At 60.0% G+C, this 17466-nt stretch carries 19 protein-coding genes and 2 pseudogenes; 10 read left to right on the forward strand and 11 right to left on the reverse strand.

The features are described 5' to 3' along the window. Positions 1-2 precede the first annotated feature (2 nt). From GLP52_RS16065 to GLP52_RS19540, 8 genes are all read right to left on the reverse strand, one after another. Entirely contained in the window at positions 3-533 is a 531-nt protein-coding gene (locus GLP52_RS16065; protein WP_237273727.1) for a TRAP transporter small permease, read from the reverse strand. After that, positions 521-1561 (reverse strand): C4-dicarboxylate TRAP transporter substrate-binding protein, encoded by a 1041-nt coding sequence (locus tag GLP52_RS16070; RefSeq protein ID WP_237273728.1) that lies wholly within the window; start codon positions 1559-1561, stop codon positions 521-523. The genes GLP52_RS16065 and GLP52_RS16070 overlap by 13 nt, the downstream gene beginning before the upstream one ends. A gap of 135 nt (positions 1562-1696) precedes the next feature. Beyond that, a complete protein-coding gene (locus GLP52_RS16075) occupies positions 1697-3178 on the reverse strand; it encodes a hypothetical protein (RefSeq protein ID WP_237273729.1) in 1482 nt (493 codons plus the stop codon). Positions 3179-3181: 3 nt separating this feature from the next. Beyond that, complete coding sequence (locus GLP52_RS16080; RefSeq protein ID WP_237273730.1) at positions 3182-3658, reverse strand: acetyl-CoA carboxylase biotin carboxyl carrier protein; 477 nt, start codon at positions 3656-3658, stop codon at positions 3182-3184. A gap of 5 nt (positions 3659-3663) precedes the next feature. Then, positions 3664-5043: an acetyl-CoA carboxylase biotin carboxylase subunit gene (locus tag GLP52_RS16085; protein ID WP_237273731.1), complete on the reverse strand. Its 1380-nt coding sequence runs from the start codon at positions 5041-5043 to the stop codon at positions 3664-3666. After that, positions 5040-5396, reverse strand: coding sequence for a biotin/lipoyl-containing protein (locus GLP52_RS16090; RefSeq protein ID WP_237273732.1), 357 nt, complete (start codon positions 5394-5396; stop codon positions 5040-5042). Before GLP52_RS16090 ends, GLP52_RS16085 begins: the two co-directional genes overlap by 4 nt. 20 nt (positions 5397-5416) lie before the next feature. Then, a complete protein-coding gene (locus GLP52_RS16095) occupies positions 5417-6481 on the reverse strand; it encodes a hypothetical protein (RefSeq protein WP_237273733.1) in 1065 nt (354 codons plus the stop codon). A 160-nt stretch (positions 6482-6641) separates the two neighbouring features. Next, positions 6642-6767 (reverse strand): hypothetical protein, encoded by a 126-nt coding sequence (locus GLP52_RS19540; RefSeq protein WP_272903637.1) that lies wholly within the window; start codon positions 6765-6767, stop codon positions 6642-6644. A gap of 123 nt (positions 6768-6890) precedes the next feature. Between GLP52_RS19540 and GLP52_RS16100 the strand changes: the two genes are divergently transcribed. Then, positions 6891-7121 (forward strand): hypothetical protein, encoded by a 231-nt coding sequence (locus tag GLP52_RS16100; RefSeq protein ID WP_237273734.1) that lies wholly within the window; start codon positions 6891-6893, stop codon positions 7119-7121. A gap of 66 nt (positions 7122-7187) precedes the next feature. Here the strand turns inward: GLP52_RS16100 and GLP52_RS16105 are convergent. Then, a pseudogene (locus tag GLP52_RS16105) lies at positions 7188-7517 on the reverse strand (IS6 family transposase); the annotation flags it as partial. Positions 7518-7566: 49 nt separating this feature from the next. Between GLP52_RS16105 and GLP52_RS16110 the strand changes: the two are divergent. Further along, a complete protein-coding gene (locus GLP52_RS16110; protein WP_237273735.1) occupies positions 7567-7782 on the forward strand; it encodes a hypothetical protein in 216 nt (71 codons plus the stop codon). A 160-nt stretch (positions 7783-7942) separates the two neighbouring features. Here the strand turns inward: GLP52_RS16110 and GLP52_RS16115 are convergent, their stop codons facing one another. Further along, complete coding sequence (locus GLP52_RS16115; RefSeq protein ID WP_237273736.1) at positions 7943-9109, reverse strand: hypothetical protein; 1167 nt, start codon at positions 9107-9109, stop codon at positions 7943-7945. Positions 9110-9121: 12 nt separating this feature from the next. Further along, positions 9122-9322, reverse strand: a complete 201-nt coding sequence (locus GLP52_RS16120; RefSeq protein WP_237273737.1) for a hypothetical protein — start codon at positions 9320-9322, stop codon at positions 9122-9124. Between the two features lie 264 nt (positions 9323-9586). Between GLP52_RS16120 and GLP52_RS16125 the strand changes: the two are divergent. The 8 genes and pseudogenes from GLP52_RS16125 to GLP52_RS16160 all read left to right on the forward strand — a co-directional run. Next, a pseudogene (locus GLP52_RS16125) lies at positions 9587-9798 on the forward strand (ATP-binding protein); the annotation flags it as partial. 129 nt (positions 9799-9927) lie between these two features. Continuing rightward, a complete protein-coding gene (locus tag GLP52_RS16130; RefSeq protein WP_237273738.1) occupies positions 9928-10869 on the forward strand; it encodes a PDR/VanB family oxidoreductase in 942 nt (313 codons plus the stop codon). Beyond that, positions 10859-12049, forward strand: a complete 1191-nt coding sequence (locus GLP52_RS16135) for a Gfo/Idh/MocA family protein (RefSeq protein ID WP_237273739.1) — start codon at positions 10859-10861, stop codon at positions 12047-12049. Before GLP52_RS16130 ends, GLP52_RS16135 begins: the two co-directional genes overlap by 11 nt. Further along, positions 12046-13038, forward strand: coding sequence for an ABC transporter substrate-binding protein (locus GLP52_RS16140; RefSeq protein WP_237273740.1), 993 nt, complete (start codon positions 12046-12048; stop codon positions 13036-13038). The genes GLP52_RS16135 and GLP52_RS16140 overlap by 4 nt, the downstream gene beginning before the upstream one ends. 10 nt (positions 13039-13048) lie before the next feature. Further along, positions 13049-13489 carry a hypothetical protein gene (locus GLP52_RS16145; RefSeq protein WP_237273741.1) on the forward strand — a complete coding sequence of 147 codons (441 nt, stop codon included), beginning with the start codon at positions 13049-13051 and terminating at the stop codon, positions 13487-13489. 39 nt (positions 13490-13528) lie between these two features. After that, positions 13529-15010 carry an aldehyde dehydrogenase family protein gene (locus GLP52_RS16150; protein WP_237273742.1) on the forward strand — a complete coding sequence of 494 codons (1482 nt, stop codon included), beginning with the start codon at positions 13529-13531 and terminating at the stop codon, positions 15008-15010. 27 nt (positions 15011-15037) lie between these two features. Beyond that, on the forward strand, positions 15038-16798 hold the full coding sequence (locus GLP52_RS16155) for a thiamine pyrophosphate-binding protein (RefSeq protein WP_237273743.1): 1761 nt from the start codon (positions 15038-15040) through the stop codon (positions 16796-16798). A 120-nt stretch (positions 16799-16918) separates the two neighbouring features. Beyond that, positions 16919-17443, forward strand: a complete 525-nt coding sequence (locus tag GLP52_RS16160) for a MarR family winged helix-turn-helix transcriptional regulator (protein ID WP_237273744.1) — start codon at positions 16919-16921, stop codon at positions 17441-17443. The last annotated feature ends 23 nt before the right edge of the window (positions 17444-17466 follow it).

Here is a 17466-nt window from a genome sequence, read left to right on the forward strand (position 1 = left end):
GTTTACTTTTCTGTCTTAAGGTCGAGAACAATCATCAGGGCGAGCCGACCCCAAGCCACAGCAAGGCAAAACAAAAACAACGCGGCACCGATCCAATTCGGGATATCTACGACGCCTTTGTAATATTCTCCGGTTTGCCATGCGTTTGCCAAAAGCCGCCAAACGGCCCACAAAAGAAAACTGAGAAAGCCAAGCCCGGTTACATGCCCCAGCACGGCCAGTATTCTTAACGCACTGCCGGTCGCCCAGGCGGTAAAGACCTCAACCCCAATTGACATGCGTTTGGCAAAGGTCACGGCAAGCGGCCCGGTGATGATTACAATCATCATCAATTCGACCCACTGCACTTCGTCGGGGATGATCGATCGGCCTGCGGCACGCGATAAGATCGAAATGCAAATCGTCAGGCAAAGGGCGCCGATGGAAATGACCGCCAAGGCCTCCAAGACGCGTTCGTGCGGCGCAAGGGGCATTTCGGGCAAAGACGCGTCGTCTTTGCCCGTAGGGGTGGCGTGGTTGTTTACCGCGCCCATGGGTAACCCTGTTTGTCTAGCTCTGCTTTTTTCCGGTCGATTATCTCATGATACTCGGCCAGCAGGGCTTTGCCATCGCCACCGGTTTCGCCCACACGTGCGACCCAAGCTTCGATTTGTGTGTTGGAGGCGTCGCGCAGTGTCTTTTTATCGGCATCGGCCAATTCGGTGATGTCGATTGCGTTGCCATCGATTTCGCCTTCCAGCGCGGCGCGGTCGGATTTCAGACCATCAATCAGGCTTTCAGAATAGATGTCGATAAACGCATCCCCGGCAGCGTCAATTGCGGCCTTGGCCACATCTGACAGGCCTTCGTATGTGGCCTTGCCCATGAAGATGCCGAATGACATGTTCTGCCCCCAATCAAGCGCGAGAATTTGGTTGGCAACCTCGTACTGTTTGTAGGCGACGATTGAGTAATAGTAGTTTTGGTTACAGTCCAAAAGACCGCTATCCAATGCTTGATACACGTCAGCCTGGCTCATCCGAACGACCTCTGCGCCCAGTTCGGTGAGCGCATCACCATAGGGCCCAGATGCGCGGACTCTGAGGCCTTTCATATCGTCAAGGCTGTCGACTTTGTCGCTGCAAATCAATTGGATAGGTGACGTGGAATAGGTCGATACATAGTGCACGCCAGCGGCGTCAAACTCGGCCTTGAGGGCGTCGTTTGTCTTGGCCAGTTCATGCATCGCGCTCATGCCGATCCAGGTGTCGCTGTTCTCAACCGGTAGGTCCCCGATGGAGTATAGCGGCAGTTGGGCTGGGGTGAAAAACCCGACCACAGACCCCATATCCGCCACGTTGTCCGCAAGCCCCTGCAATGTGCCGCGTCCGCCGATCAATGAACCGCCCCAGAAAAACGTCAGATCGATGCCTTGCTCTGCGAGATTTGCGCCGAACGTTTCCAAAGCTGCGGCGCGTGCACCGCGGTTGGGGCCATAGTCGCTGAAGGTCAAGCTTTGCGAATGGGCGGCAATGGGTGCCAAAAGCGCGACACTTAATCCTAGTGGTTTAATGAAACTCATCTTCTTTCTCCCTGGTTGCAATCTCTAGCATGCATTGACTTTGGTCTATAGAAAAATCACCTGAATTTTTTGCTATAATTAAGCGTTTCGCGCGATTATCTCCATATCTTTCTTTAAATGCATGCAATGTTGGGTTCACTGTGTCCGTTGAAAGTCCACGGTGATGGCGTCGTTTTGCCGAACCTTCACCTTGTTGAGGGTTTTGTGTTTCGAGGCGACCTCGTCGATCAGACAGGCCACCGGATGGGGCCGCGGGCGATCTACGATTGGTTTGCGGTTTGCGCGAAACTCTTGATAGGCCGCAGGATGCAGAAACAGAAACGTGAGCAGGTCTTCGTCGGAATCGAAGGGGCCAAATTCAGCGCGTATTTTAGGCAACAACGGTTCGTCCAAACCTTCCATCATGTCGAGGTCAGGCAGTCCGCCAGACAGCTTGTCTTTTACGTCGGGGTCCATCGGCGCGATTGTTTCGCCAAATCCCCCGCGTGCATAAAGTTGCAAGGCTTCTGGCGGAGAGGCATAGCGTTCGCCCTGAACCACATTCATCAGTGATTGAACGCCGACGAATTGTGAAAAGGGCGTCGACATATGTGGGAACCCTAGTTCGCGCCGCACGCGTCCCGCCTCTTCTAGCACCTCGTCAAGCCGGTTGGACATGCCACGGTCGGCAAGCTGTTGAATGAGGTTCGAAATCATCCCCCCCGGAATTTGGTGGCCGGAGTAACGCCGGTGGTATTCGGCATCAAATGGCTTGTCTTCGGGAACCTTGCGCCCCTCTTTGTGAGCGACCCAGTAGAACCAGTCGGCAATCTCAGCGAGCGCCGCCCGGTCCATGTCGGTTTCGCAACCTGCGTCTTCGGCCATATCAACAATTGCCATCGCGTCAGGGAGCGCGGACCCCCAGGCAAGCGGGCGGGAAGCTGTCCAGAAAACGTCGGTTCCCGCACGGATTGCCGCCGCGCAGGCTTCGCGGCCCTGGCCCGAACTGGTGTGACAGTGAAAGTGCAATTCAGTGTCGCCAATTGCCTTCCGCACGGCAGCCAGGGATGAAAACGCCCGATCAGGTAGCATAACACCGGGGCTGTCCGACAAGATTATGGCCTTGGCCCCTGCATCGACAAATTGTTTCGCCTTGTCAGCAAGATAGGCGTCGGTATGGGCGGGGCTTTCGTTGTAGCCCAGCAGCACTTTGACCGCGAACCCCAACCGGTTCCCTTCGTCAAGAAAGTGCTGCATGTTGCGCAGGTCATTCAACCCGTCGAACAGTTTGAACCCCTGAACGCCATTGCGCTGTAGCACTTCGAGGAAGAGAGTTTGCACGTCATATGGTTGTGCCTTCCATCCCCAGAGGTTACGGGCACGGACCAACACGTCAAAGGGCATTTTCGGCATTTTCGTTTTGAGCAGCCGCATCCGTTCCCATTGGTCTTCTTGAAGGTACATCGCGGCGGATTCAAAGCTGACCCCGGCGCCGACGCAAACCGTGTCAAAACCCGCTTCGCCGATCACCCCGGCAATCGGCAGCATGCTTTCTGTGCGCATGCGTGTCGCCCAAAGCGATTGCTGCGCATTGCGCAATGTCTCGTCGAGCAGTTTGATTTTACGTTTCTTGGCCACGCGTCACGCCCCCTTGCCGGGCTCAATGGAAAAGAGCACTTCGTCCTTGGCGACCGTCTGTTGGTCCTCCACATGGATCGCCTTTATCGTACCGGCCTTCGGCGCGGTGACAGAGGTAAAGAGTTTCATCACCTCGATAATCCCGACTTGTTCGCCCGCTGAAACGGTTTGTCCTATGGACACAAAGGGCGGTTTGCCGGGGGCAGGGGCGGCATAGAACATGCCCCCCATTGGGGAAACAACGTCGTTTTCCGTCGCTGCGCTGGCAGGTTTCGGCGCCGCCGGGGCGGAGCCCGTATTGGAGACGTTGGCCGCTTGGGCGGCTGGTGCGTGGCCGGTGGTGGGGGACGCCGCGCCCAATGCCACCTGACCGTTGGCCCAATTCAGACTGACTTCGAACCCGTCGATCTTGAGGTCGACATCAATGCCTTGGCTCGCGTCAATTGTCTCTAGTAGCCAAAGAACATCTTGATAGGTCATGCTGCTCACGATCCGGCCTCCAATTGCGTGTTGAATTCTGGAGTGTCCATGACGGCCTCCACCCATTTTGTGCTGACGTCATCACGTCGGAATTCGTCGTGGGCGATGAGCGTCTTTAGAAAGGGCAGCGTTGTTGTGACCCCTTCGATTTGAAAAACAGCAAGCGCCTCGGCCATGCGTGTTAATGCGGCATCCCGGCTGTCCGCCTTGACGATAAGTTTGGCCAACATGGAGTCGTAGAATGGCGGGATTTCGTAGCCCTGGTGGCAATGGCTATCCAAACGGATGCCTTCGCCAGTTGGAGCTTGCCAGTTGACGAGGGTACCAGGCGAGGGGAGGAAACCAGAACGCGCGTCTTCTGCGTTGATCCGGCATTCTATGACGTGGCCCGTCAGTGTAATGTCATCCTGCGTGACGGACAAGGGATCGCCTGCTGCAACCCGCAGCTGTTCCCGGACCAGGTCAACACCGGTCAATAATTCGGTCACCGGGTGTTCAACCTGAATGCGAGTGTTGACCTCAAGAAAGAAGAAATCTTCTAAAGTTTGGTCGTAAATGAACTCTACCGTTCCGGCGCCTTGATATCCCACGGATTGGGCAAGGCGCACAGCGGCGGTATGCATTTTGGCGATGGTTTGGGGCGCGACTGCCGTGGCGGGGCCTTCTTCCACCACCTTTTGGTGTCTGCGTTGTAGGGTGCAATCCCGTTCACCCAGGTGCACAATATTGCCCTTGCTATCGCCAAATATCTGCACCTCGACGTGACGGGCCTTTTCGATGAAACGTTCCATATAAAGCGTGTCATCACCGAATGCATTGCGGGCTTCTGCGCGGGCTGTGTCATAGGCTGTGCGTAGGTGGTCCATGGCGTGCACAACCTGCATGCCGCGCCCGCCGCCGCCCGAGGCGGCCTTTAACAGAACGGGAAAACCGATCTCCTTTGCGGCGGCTTGCGCGTCTTCGAACGATTCTACCTGATCGCGGCCAGGCACCACCGGGACGCCCGCCGCGTCGGCAATGCGCCGGGCGCTGATCTTATCACCCAGCTTGGAAATCGTTGCGCCATCAGGCCCGATAAAGATGATTCCGTGCTCTGCGCATTTGTCGGATAGGCCCGCATTTTCGGCTAGAAAACCGTATCCCGGGTGCAGGGCGTCACAGCCCATTCCCTTTGCCGCGGTCACAACCGCATCGACGTCCAGATAGCTGGCGGATGATTGTGATGGGCCGATGCATACCGTTTGCGTGGCCTGCCGCGCCGGAAGAGAGTGCCGGTCCGCCTCGGAAGCGCCCAGAACGGTTTCAATGCCCTCGGCTTCGCAAGCGCGAATGATCCGGAGCGCGATTTCACCCCGATTGGCGACGAATACTTTTTTTAGGCTCATTTGTCCGTCTCGTTCAATGCGATCTCGAAAACCGGAGCGCCATATTCCACAAATGCCCCCTCGGGCTGTGAAATCGCCTGGAGCGTTCCATCCTGCGCGGCAGTTATGTCGATCTCTGCGTTCAGCCGTTTTATCGTGCCGATCTTAGCGCCTGAGGAGATGGGATTTCCCTGGCGGATCCGCGGTGTAAATACGCCCACAGAGGGCGATAACACCTGCGCAACCCCGCGGGCAGGTTTTGGCGCAGCCGGAACCGCTAGCGACAAATGCGTATTGCCTGAGGTCACCTTCAGGCGTTGCGCACCCGAAGTGCGGAACGCACTGATCAATTGGGCAATCTCATGCTTGCCCAACGTAGGTTCGGGCGCAGAGCTCATACCAGAATGACCCCGTCTTTGGCGAGAACGTGCTTGTCATCAACGACCATGGTGACCCGGTCGGCGATTGCCTCGTACCGCAGTTTGCTGACGACATCGCCGCGATCCGCGCCATGGCCAATCCCAAGGTGCATCGCGCCATAGCGTTTCTTTTCGCTACGCATATTGCCGGTGTAGGGCGGGCACAATTTGTTGGTGCCGATCGAAATCTCTCCGCCCATAATCCAAGAATTGTCATCGCCGTGCGTATTTAGGTATTCGCGGATCATTGCGGCTTCGTGGCCACCTTCAATGCTGGTGACGTGACCGTTCTTCAAGGTGACGCGAACCGGGTCCTTCCAGTGCCCAGCCGGATGTTGGCCTGTGTGTTCCCACACCACCACACCGTTGGCGGTCCCCTGTTTTGGTTCAACATGGAATTCGCCAAACGGCCAGGTGCCCGGGCTGCGGCTAAAGCGGCCAGTTTCGGGGTCGCGTTCAAACGGGGTGGCACCCCAACGGGTTTCTAGCGCACCTTCGGGATATCCGGTGATGTCCGCGGTCAGGTTTGTGCCGCTTGGCGTGGTCACGGTGATCGTCGACCCAGCGTCACAGATCGCGCCCATTCGGGCTTGGACCGCGCACATTTCTTCGACATCGGCGGCGGTTGCCGACCCGCCGCCGTCGATCAGAATCTCTTGGTTGATTTCTTCCCACAGCCAGATCGGGGTTTTTCCCTTGGCCCCCCCTTCAGATCGGATCTGGCGCAAGCCGGGCGTGCCGCTGTTTAGGGCCGTTGTGGTTAGGGCGATAACCACGTCCGCCTCTTTGGCCGCGCCAACCGCCATCACGGAGGGGTCCGCGCAGTGATATGCACGCTTTGGGTAAAGGCAAAGGCAGGCCTCGGCATCTTTTGCATGCAAAGAAGCCATCATCGCCTGCCAGATCAGCGGATCCATTTGGTCGTCCGTAAAGATCGCAAATTTGTCGCCGGCCTTGACGTTGCGAAAGGGGTATTCAAATGACTTCATCATAGAAATCAATCGTGTATTGGGCGTGCCGTAGCGTGAGATTGATTCCATCAGAAGCTCCTTGGGTACGTTCACTTGCGGCTTGATTAGGGCCGCGCGGGGGTTTTATCAATTAGGTTTGGCATGCAATATACGAATATCCGACCTTCTGTAAATCCTTTTGTGTATCTTTTGCATGCATTTTTAAGCACGCCCTATTTGCGCCTCGGCGTTAGCGGATCGTCGTCAAGGCAAAGGTGACATAGGTATCAGGGGGCCAGAGGCCCATGGGCACCCCCGGTGCGAGGGCAAAGTTGCCTGCATTTGCCCCGTCGGGCCAGATGGAAGACGGTGTCACCGTTGTCCGCATGGGCCATTGCGAATACGGAGTATATCGCCGCGCGCGATGTTGGGGTGCGGCGCAAAGATTTGGCGGGTGGCGTCACCTTGGGGAGCATGCGCGGCCAAACAGGATATATTCATGGGGATGACCGAGAAGATGACCGAGAATTTGACCAAGATGGATACCGTGGCGCTGTTGCTGCATCGCCGTTCGGAGCGGGGGTTTCTGCCCGATGCGGTGCCGGTGGCCGACATTGGGCGTATTTTGCGCTTGGCCCGCGCCGCCCCCAGGCGGGGCCAATCTGCAACCCGGTCGGTTCCATGTGCTGACCGGTGCGCCGCTGGCGGCCCTGGCCACCGCGCTGCATAATGCGGTGCGCGACGGACGGCCGGAGGTGACACAGTATTCTTATTTCCCACAGCCATTGCCCGCCGACCTAAAGGCAAAGCAGCTGCGGCGGGTTTTGCCTTGTATCAGGCGCTTGGCGTTCCCATCCACGGCCCGCCACGACCATATCTTCACGGTGTTGATCGGCACGACGACTTCATCGAGGTGCCACCTATCTGATGCAGCGGACCGGTCGCGCTTGATGCAATCTGCGAAATGCCGGCCAAACCGGTTCAGCCATTTACGAACGGTTTCCCGGCTGACAATTACGCCCCGCTCGGCGAGCAGATCCTCTACATCCGCCGTGCTCAGCGCAAACCGGTGGTAGACCCAGACAGCATAAACGACGACTTCGCGGGGGAACCGGTAGCCTTCCAGCTGATATTTTCATGACGATCACCTAAACTCCATCAAAAGCGACGACAAGTTGGCGAGGCCGATCGCCACCATCCAGATCGAGATTGCCGCGATCACGCTGCCGGTGCGGTTCAATCTTTTCGTGCTGGGCAGGGTGGTTCCCGACCTGGCGATTGGCGACACGGCAAGGGGGGCCATCGCCTTTGCCCTGCCAACGCTGCTTGGAATCGTGTTTCTGATGCAGTTCCTGCAGATTGCACTCTGGCTGCCGAGCTTCTGGTTCTGACAGGCACTTCTGCGGAGCACGCAGAAAGAATAAGCCCCGCCGGCCGGTCCGGCGGGGCCTTCTCATGTCGGCGGCAGGGTACCCCGCGCCGCCGCGCGCATCTTTGGACGTTCAGCCTTTGCTCAGCCGGACATTAAGGTCGCCCATACTGACCGAAACGTCATGCTGCGCATCCTGGGAGGCGAGCCCGGCGATCAGTTCCACTAGCGGGGACCGGCCAACAGGCTCCTCCTGCACCGGAGGCAGGTGGCGGACTAACTGCACCGCAGTTTCGTCCACGTAGGCGCGTATGATCAGCTCTTCGTCCGTCAGGCCCGCCCCCAGCGTGCGACGCACCTCGGCCAGATCGGGCTGGGGCGTTTCCATCGCGGCGATCTCGCGCGCCCGGGGCCGGTCGAGGATCGGGTCGCGCACGTTCTGGTCCATGTGCTTCAGCGCCTCGCGGCCCCAGAGCCCGAGCGCGTACTGGATGGTCTCGTCCGTCACCTGCTTGTAACGCGTTCCGGTCGAACTGCGACAGCGGGCTCACCATGATGGGATAACCCAGCTCGGCCCGGACCTTGGCGGCCTCCTCGCGGATCAGGTCCATGCGGCCCTTCATGCCCACCTTCTCGAGCTGGTACTCGAGGTTGGAGATCATGCCGCCGGGGATCTGGTGCGCATAGAGCGTCTCGTCGTAGGCACGTGGCTGTCCGATGGCGAGACCCTCGCGCTGTGCGATGCGGGTGAGATACTCCGACACCTCCGACAGCGGAGCCTCGTCGAGCGCCACGTCATGGCCCCGCGCACGCAGGTTGCGCAGGATGTCAAGCACTGAGGGCTGTGACGATCCGTCCGTCAGCGGCGGCACGGCAGAATGGATGTGCCGGATGCCGAGGTCGACAGCCTCATGCGCGTTGAAGGTGCCCAGACCATTGTTGCAGTGGTTGTAGAACTCTACGGGAATGTCCCCCGCTGCCTGCAGCACTTTGGGCAACAGCTCGCGCAGGCGGGACGGCGTCAGCAGTCCGCCCACGTCCTTAAAGCACAGCCGGTAGGGCTTCAGCGACGCCGCGTCCCTAGTGCGCTGGACAAAATACTCCGTCGTGTGGCGCGGAGAGACGGAGTAGATGATATTGACCACCGATTCCATCCCCATGCGGCGCATCTCGTCATGCTCTTCCTTGAGCGTTTCGAAATCGTTCCAGGGGTCGGAATTCCGCGCCGGTTCGATGCCGCTGTCGATGACCTTCTGCATCATCAGCTTGGACGCCGATTCCGGCACCTTGCCCAGCCAGCTTCGGTAGCCCGCGTGGAGCCGCAGCGGCGTCTGTTGCGCCCGCGCCACGCCAAAGCGTAGCTATTCGAACGGGTCCTCCTCAAGGTCGCGGATCATCTTTTTGATCTGCACCACGGGCACAAAGAACTCCATTTCCTCGTAGCCGGCCCGGTCGAGGCGGTCGAGCGCAGGGAGCATCCAGCCGGTGCGCATGTTCATCGCCCAGAGGCTCTGCTGCCCGTCGCGCAGCGTGGTGTCTATGATCTTGACGTCTTCGGCCATCTCAGCCTTCCTCAAACGATCTCGGCGGCGACGAAGGCCTCAGTCACGCCCTCGGGCCAGTTAGTGTTGATGCGTCCGGCAGCGAAATTCGGCTGCTTTAGGTTGATTGGTTCAACAACCGCCGCCTGCTTGAACCTATCGGATACATCACACCGACAGAAGCTCAGGAGGCGTTCTATGCAAACATGAACACACTCGATAAAGTCGCTTGAGAAGAACTTAACAGTCTCCGGCAAAACCGGGGCGGTTCAACGTTTCTTCTAGACAGTTGAACTGGTGAATACGCTGGAGCAGAGAAAGACCGGTAAGATTTCCGAGGCACCGGTGAAGAGCGAATTGGTGATCTTCGACGAGCTGGATGCCAGCCGTTCAGCGCCTCGGGCGGTGCGATGCTGTTCGATCTTCTCAGCAAACACTACGAGCGCACAAACGTGATCATCACCACCAACTTAAGCTTTGGCAAGTGGGCCAGAATGGCGGAAAGCGCCTCGCGGATATTTGAGGTTACTTGGACTTGACAAAAACTTAGAGACCTAAGTATTAAAGGGGTAGCATACCGAACCTGCCCACCACGTGCGGGTCCCGGAGGAGCCAAGGGGGATTGCATGGACGATATGAACATGAAGGTCGCGGGCCGCCGCGCCCTGACCGACAACATTTGCGAGTTCACGTTGGAGCCTGTCGATGGCACAGAATTGTTCGGATTCAGTCCCGGTGCGCACTTGACCATCGAGACGCCGTCGGGCGCCATGCGTCGCTACTCACTTGTCAATGATGGCGACGCGCCAACGCACTACGTCATCGCAGTGAAGCGCGAAGCCGAGTCGCGCGGAGGATCGGCCTCAATGCATGACGATGCGGCCGAAGGCACAGAGTTGCGCGTAAGCCCCCCTGAAAACACCTTCGAGTTAACTGATGCTGAGGATTATCTGCTAATCGCGGGCGGCATCGGCGTGACGCCGATCTATGCCATGGGCCAACATTTGGCGCGCGAGGGAAAGCCATATCGCGTGATCTATTGCACTCGCAGCGCCGAGGACACCGCATATCTGCGGGAAATGACTGACCTATTCGGCGATAAGCTGACCATCCACCATGACGGCGGTGACCCCGACGAGGTTTTCGATTTCTGGGACGATTTCGAAGAGCCGAAGAATATGAAGGTTTATTGCTGCGGTCCCGCGCCGATGCTGGAAGAAATAGAAGCAATTTCCGGCCACTGGCCGGAGGGTCGTGTGATTTTCGAGGATTTCAAGCCGGTCGAAGTCGTGCGTGACGACGACGTTCCCTTTGACGTTAAGCTGGAGAAGACCGGCAAAACCGTTACTGTGCCCAAGGACCGGTCGATCTTGGAAGCGATCCGGGACGCAGGAGTGCCCACTGTGAGCTCATGCGAAAGCGGCACCTGCGGCACCTGCAAGACCAAGCTCATTGCGGGCGAAGTGGACCACCGCGACATGGTGCTGATGGATCACGAAAAAGAGGACACGATCATGATTTGCGTGTCGCGATCCAAGGGTGGCGAGGAGTTGGTTCTTGACATATAAGCCCGTCCGCCTTGGGGTCCTTGGTTTGGGTCGCGCCTTCATGCTGATGCTGCCCACCTTCCGCAACGACGACCGTGTGCGGCTCGTGGCCGCCGCGGCTCCCCGCGCCGAAAGCCGCGACGCATTTGTGGCCGAATTTGGCGGACGCGCTTATGCGTCGGTGGAAGAGCTGGCGGCGGACCCGGAGATCGACGCCGTTTACATCGCCACGCCACACCAGATGCATGCCGATCACGTGGAAGCCCTGGCTGCCGGAGGCAAGCATATTCTGGTCGACAAGCCGCTGGCTGTCACTTTGGAGGATGCCGACCGCATGGTGGCCGCCGCCGACGCGGCTGGCGTGCATCTGATCGTGGGACCGAGCCACAGTTTCGACCCTCCGGTAGCGCTGGCGCGCCAGATGATAGCGTCAGGCGATTGTGGCCAGGTGCGGATGGTCCAAGCCTTCAACTATACCGATTTTCTCTATCGGCCGCGTCGCCCCGAGGAATTACGTACCGAGGAAGGTGGAGGCGTTCTATTCAGCCAGGGGGTGCATCAGATTGACATCGTGCGGCTGCTCTGCGGCGGGCTGGCGCGCAGCGTTTACGCCATGACCGGCGCGTGGGATCCGGAGCGACCGACCGAAGGCGCCTATACCGCGATGCTAGATTTCGAGGGCGGCGCATTCGCCAGCCTCACCTATTCGGGCTACGCGCATTTCGATAGCGACATATGGATGAATAACGTGGCTGAACTGGGCGGGCGCAAGGACCCGGCAAACTACGGCACTGCCCGGCGTGCGCTGCGCAACCTGAACCCTGATGCTGAAGCGCAACTAAAACAGACCCGCACCTATGGCGCCGGGGCTGAGCCGCCTCAACCTACAGAAAATGAGCATTTCGGGCCGATAATCATTAGCTGCGACCGAGCCGATCTGCGCCTGTCGCCGGGCGGTGTTGAAGTGTTCGGCGACGAGGCCCGCAGCTTCGTTGAGGCACCGCTTGACCCCGCGCCGCGCAAGCCAGTCATCGACGCGCTGGTGGAGGCCGTGCGCCATGACAGCGCGCCCCCGCAGACCGGACGCTGGGGCCGCGCCAGCCTTGAGGTCTGTAATGCTATTCTGACGTCGGCCGCGCGCAGGCAACCCGTCACACTGACCCAACAATGTGGAATCGAGACCAAGGAGACCCAGCTTTGACAGACCTTTCACTTTCGATTGCCATGGGCAATTATGACCGCACCCGCGCCATCGTCGACGGCCGCGTGAAGATCGACGGCGTCGATCCTATACCGATGCTACTGTCGCCCGAAGAGATGTTTTTCCGCGCCTTCCGGCACCAAGCTTTCGACGTGTCGGAACTGTCGCTGTCATCTTATTCGATATCGGTCGCACGGGGCGACGCGCATTACGTAGCGATCCCGGTGTTCTTGAGTCGCGCGTTCCGCCACACCTCGGTCTATATCCGCACCGACAAGGGTATTGATCAGCCAGAGGATCTGAAGGGTAAGCGGATCGGCATCGCCGAATACCAGTTGTCCGCTAACGTCTGGTTGCGCGGCATCCTCGAGGAGGATTACGGCGTCAAGCCGTCGGATGTCACTTGGGTGCGCGGCGGCATGGACACGCCCGGTCGCCCTGAAAAGATCAAAGTCGACCTGCCATCGAATGTTGAAGTGCTCGCCGCGCCGGAGGGCGCGACGTTGAACCAGATGTTGGCGGATGGCGAGATCGACGGCTTTATCGGACCGCGCTGGCCACGTTGCTTCGCTGAAGGCCATCCGAATGTGGGGCGGCTGTTCTCAGACAGCGTGGGCGCGGCAGAGGATTACTATGCCCGAACCAAGATCTTTCCAATCATGCACGTTCTGGGTATCCGCCGGTCAATCGCCGACGCGCATCCCTGGTTGCCCGGAGCGCTGCTGAAAGGGTTTTCACAGGCGAAAGCGCTGGCGCAGGAGGCGTTGCAGGACACCTCGGCCACCAAGGTTACCATGCCCTTCGTCGAGGACAATTTGAACCGCGCACAGGCTCTGATGGGGACTGACCCGTGGACCTACGGTCTGCCCGGCAATGAGCACGTGCTGGACCGTTTCCTGTCCTATCACCACGCTCAGGGCCTGTCGCCGCGTCGCGTCTCGGTCGACGAACTGTTCCACTCCGCGACCCGTGAAGCTTACAGCCTGTGAGGAGGATACCATGACCGACTTCAGACCCGGCGATGTGATTGAGATAGGTGTCTCGGGCCGCGTAGCCCATGTGCAGGTGACCCATCTGCACCCGAGCTATCCGCCCGTTGTGCGCGCCATTGAGGGCCTGCACGACAGCGGCACCGTCGATGCGGCCGTCGCGGCAGGGGGCGCCACGAAATTCGTGGCGATGACCCCACTGCAGACCGCGTTGGAGCGGGTGGGGGCACCTTACACGAACCTCGGCCAGGCGGAGATCCCTGAGGATCATCGTGATTTCCCGACTTTCCGTATGCCCATCCGCGACAAGCAGGGCAATACCGTCTACTGGTGGTTTTGGGACGGTCGGGGCTTAAGTTATGACACCGAGCTGGACGCCGCCGCCGCTAATTTGCCCATCCGCGAAGTGCTGACTGGTCAACGCCTAATTGCACTGTTGTCGGACGCCTGAGCCGCCCCTTTTATTCTCAGATATTCAGATGGACCGACGATGCAGCATGATGCCCCGCCCGATCCGCAGCGGGTTCTCCCCGTCCAGACCAACTTGTACAGGGGTGGCGGCTGGCATGCCCCGCTGTCGGGGCGCCGCGCCGACACGCTGAACCCCGGCACCGGCGCGGTGCTGGCCAGCGTCGCCGATGCGGGCGCCGAAGACGTGGATGCCGCTGTGGCCGCCGCGCAGGTCGGGTATTTGGAGTGGCGCGACGTTGCACCGTTGGAGCGGGCGCGCATTTTGCGTGAAATCGCCTGGCTCCTACGCGTGCATGGCGACGAGCTGGCTATGATCGACGCGGCCAATTGTGGCAACCCTTATACCGAAATGCGCGGCGACGCGACTATCGCGGCGGCGCAGATGGAGTTCTTCGCAGGGCTTGTGACCGAGATGAAGGGCGACACGATACCAATGGGCACCGACCGGGTGAACATGACTGTTCGCGAGCCTATGGGCGTTGTCGCCCGCATCTTGGCCTTCAACCACCCGTTCATGTTCTGCGGCGGCAAGATGGCCGCGCCGCTGGCTGCAGGCAACGCCGTCATCATCAAGCCGCCGGTGCAAGCGCCGCTCTCGGCACTGCGGCTTGCTGATCTGGTGGACGGTCTGATGCCCGCGGGTGTTTTCAGCGTGCTCCCCGGCGGAACGGAGGCAGGCGCCGCGCTGGCCAGCCACAAGGACGTTGCCAAGGTCACGCTGATCGGATCCGTGGGCGCGGGGCAAGCGGTGATGCGAAGCGCCAGCACGACCGTGAAGCCTGTATTGCTGGAACTGGGTGGCAAGAATGCGTTTATCGCCTATCCCGACAGCGACCCCGCGAAGGTGGCGGATGCTATCGTGGCGGGAATGAATTTCGGCTGGTGCGGGCAGTCCTGCGGTTCGACCAGCCGGGCGTTTCTGCACGACGACCTGTATGATGCGGTGGTGGACCGGCTGCCTAATGCGGTGGCGCGCTATCGCCCTGGCCTGCCAACGGACCCTGCTACGACTATGGGCGCGCTGGTCTCGCGCGAACATTTCGACCGGGTCATGTCCTATATCGACAGCGGCAAGGCGGAGGGCGCGCGCGTGGTCACGGGAGGGCACCCCGTGATCGACGGCGATCTGGCGAATGGCAATTTCATCGCGCCCACGATCTTTGCTGGCGTAACGCCTGACATGCGTATCGCCCGCGAGGAGATCTTCGGCCCCGTTCTGGCCGTGCGCCGCTGGTCTGATGAAGCTGACATGTTGGCCGAGGTCAACGGACTGGACGTGGGCCTGACCTGCGCGATCTGGACCCGCGACTTGGCCACCGCGCATCGCACTGCGGCGCGAGTCGAGGCCGGTTTCGTCTGGATCAATGAGGTGGGGCGCCATTTTCTGGGCGCGCCATTCGGTGGGGTCAAGCAGTCGGGCATCGGCCGCGAGGAAGGCATCGGAGAATTGCTATCCTTCACGCACGAGAAGAACGTCCACATCAACCTGTCCGGCCAATGAAACCGGGCGACAGGAGAGACAGCGAAAATGCACGATGACCTGGACCGGCCCGTGGCCTGCGACGTCACCACGCTTTACGGCAGCGACGCCATCGGCCGGATGTTGCGGCACCTGAACGTGCCGTTCGTTGCGCTGAATCCGGGGTCGAGCTTTCGAGGGCTACATGACAGCCTGGTGAACGACTTGGGCAACCGAAACCCGCAGATGTTGTTGTGCCTGCACGAGGAACACGCAGTCGCCATCGCACACGGCTGGGCCAAGGTGACTGGCACGCCGTTGGCGGTGATTCTGCACGCCAATGTGGGTCTGATGCACGCGGCGATGGCGCTTTACAACGCTTGGTGCGACCGGGTGCCGATGCTGGTCTATGGTGCGACGGGGCCTGTCGATGCCGACAAGCGGCGGCCCTGGATCGATTGGCTGCATACCTCGCGTGACCAAGCGGCCATCGTGCGGCCTTACGTGAAATGGGACGACCAGCCCGCATCGCTGGCCGCATCGCTGGCGTCAATGCAACGTGCGGCGACAATCACGCAAACCGCACCCAAAGCGCCCACATATGTATGTTTCGACGTGAGCGTGCAGGAGCAGAAGATTGACGAGATGCCGCCTTTGCCTGATGCGGCGAAGCACCCAGTGCCACAATTGCCCCAGGTGACTGAGACCGAAGCGACTCGCATACTGGCGATGCTGCGAGAGGCGGACCAACCCGTTTTCCTTATGGGAAGGGTTTCACGCGACAGCGGCGACTGGGATCGGCGCGTAGGTCTGGCCGAGGCTTTCGGTGCGCGCGTTTTGACTGACATCAAGACTGCCGCCGCTTTTCCGACGAAACACCCGCTGCACGCGGGTTCGCCCAGCTATTTCCTTTCGGCCGAGGCGTCGAAGGTCATCGTGGAGGCCGATCTGTTGGTATTTTTCGATTGGGTGGATCCGGCGGGAACCATGAAACAGGCCGGCGTGGATGCCGCCTCCTCGAAAGTCGTGAACGTGACGCTCGAGCCGTTGTTGCAGAACGGCTGGTCGCTGGATCACCAAGCGCAGCCGCAAAGCGACTTTTCGTTGCTTGCCGATCCCGACGCGGTGATCGCGGCGCTGTGCGAGGTCGCCGGAATCTCGGGGCAGGGGAAAACCTCGTTACCCGCCCCGGCGGCAGCGTTCGATCCAGCGGCGCAAACTGGGCCCGTCACCATCGACGCGCTGGCCGATCATTTGAGCGCGCGGCTGGTAGGGCATGAGGCAACGCTGATGCGCCTGACGCTCAGCTGGAACGGTGACAAATGCGACTTTCGCAGCCCGCTGGATTACTTGGGCTATGATGGGGGTGCAGGCATCGGCTCGGGGCCAGGTATGGCAGTGGGGTCGGCGCTGGCGCTGCAAGGGTCGGGCCGGCTACCGGTGGCAGTGCTGGGCGATGGCGATTTCCTAATGGGGGCGACGGCGATATGGACGGCGGTGCACCATTCGGTGCCGATGCTGATCGTGGTGGCCAACAATCGGTCCTATTTTAACGATGAGGTGCACCAAGAACGGGTAGCGCGAATGCGCGATAGGCCGGTAGAGAACAAGCATGTGGGCCAGGCGATCACCGGGCCTGACATCGACATCGCGGCAATGGCTCGCGCGCAGGGCGCTACTGCCTTCGGCCCGGTCGAGGGGCACGCAGCGCTGGACGACGTTCTATCCCAGGCGCTCGATCGGGTGGCCGCGGGCGGCACGGTAGTGATCGACGTCCGCATCGCCCAAGGCTACAGTGCCGCGATGACCGAGGGCATGACGCAGGAGTAACGGGGGCCGAATTCCGGGGCGCGTTCGTCAAACAGCGTCTGTCTTGTTATGGGTCAAGGCGCCGGACCACGCGACGTGGTGGCGTCTTCGCAGAAAATGGACTTGGCAGAGGGCAGATCTTTGAACGAACAGAAAAATCCCGACCGGCTGCAATCCGGCAATGATGTCTACCAGGACGAACGTCTTGCGCGTTTGATCCGGCTCGCTGCGCGGTCCTTTAACCGGTCTTTGCAGTTACGATTGACGACAGAGGGGGTAACCTTCGGCCAATGGATTTTTTTGCGGATACTGTGGGATCATGATGGCCTGTCGCAGCGCGAGCTAAGCGAGAAGGCCCACTTGACCGAGCCCACAGCCCACACTGCCTTGATCCGCATGGAAGAGCTGGGCTTCATCGAACGCCGCCGCGTGGGCCCTAACAAGCGCCGCCAGCACGCTTTTATGACCGAAAAGGGCCGTGCGCTGCGGGAGCGGCTGGAGCCCTTGGCGATCGAGACCAACAACTTGGCCGTGGACGGTTTGACCAAGAACGAGGTTGCTTTGTTGCGCCGGGCGCTTAGCACGGTGATTCGTAACCTCGAACGCGATGAGGAACGCGCGGCCGCGGCGGGCCAACGCGTGCCCGCCACCCGCTCGCATGGCTAAGTTGAGCCCGAAAGGGTGACAGA

Origin of the sequence: Sulfitobacter sp. M22 (genome assembly GCF_021736025.1) — a bacterium.
Lineage (GTDB): Bacteria > Pseudomonadota > Alphaproteobacteria > Rhodobacterales > Rhodobacteraceae > Sulfitobacter > Sulfitobacter litoralis.

What these genes read in the sequence shown, in the direction of transcription:
- GLP52_RS16065 (WP_237273727.1), bottom strand. Translation starts at nt 533, where the DNA reads ATGGGCGCGGTAAACAACCACGCCACCCCTACGGGCAAAGACGACGCG.
- GLP52_RS16070 (WP_237273728.1), bottom strand. Translation starts at nt 1,561, where the DNA reads ATGAGTTTCATTAAACCACTAGGATTAAGTGTCGCGCTTTTGGCACCC.
- GLP52_RS16080 (WP_237273730.1), bottom strand. Translation starts at nt 3,658, where the DNA reads ATGACCTATCAAGATGTTCTTTGGCTACTAGAGACAATTGACGCGAGC.
- GLP52_RS16085 (WP_237273731.1), bottom strand. Translation starts at nt 5,043, where the DNA reads ATGAGCCTAAAAAAAGTATTCGTCGCCAATCGGGGTGAAATCGCGCTC.
- GLP52_RS16095 (WP_237273733.1), bottom strand. Translation starts at nt 6,481, where the DNA reads ATGGAATCAATCTCACGCTACGGCACGCCCAATACACGATTGATTTCT.
- GLP52_RS16100 (WP_237273734.1), top strand. Translation starts at nt 6,891, where the DNA reads ATGGGGATGACCGAGAAGATGACCGAGAATTTGACCAAGATGGATACC.
- GLP52_RS16120 (WP_237273737.1), bottom strand. Translation starts at nt 9,322, where the DNA reads ATGGCCGAAGACGTCAAGATCATAGACACCACGCTGCGCGACGGGCAG.
- GLP52_RS16130 (WP_237273738.1), top strand. Translation starts at nt 9,928, where the DNA reads ATGGACGATATGAACATGAAGGTCGCGGGCCGCCGCGCCCTGACCGAC.
- GLP52_RS16145 (WP_237273741.1), top strand. Translation starts at nt 13,049, where the DNA reads ATGACCGACTTCAGACCCGGCGATGTGATTGAGATAGGTGTCTCGGGC.
- GLP52_RS16150 (WP_237273742.1), top strand. Translation starts at nt 13,529, where the DNA reads ATGCAGCATGATGCCCCGCCCGATCCGCAGCGGGTTCTCCCCGTCCAG.
- GLP52_RS16155 (WP_237273743.1), top strand. Translation starts at nt 15,038, where the DNA reads ATGCACGATGACCTGGACCGGCCCGTGGCCTGCGACGTCACCACGCTT.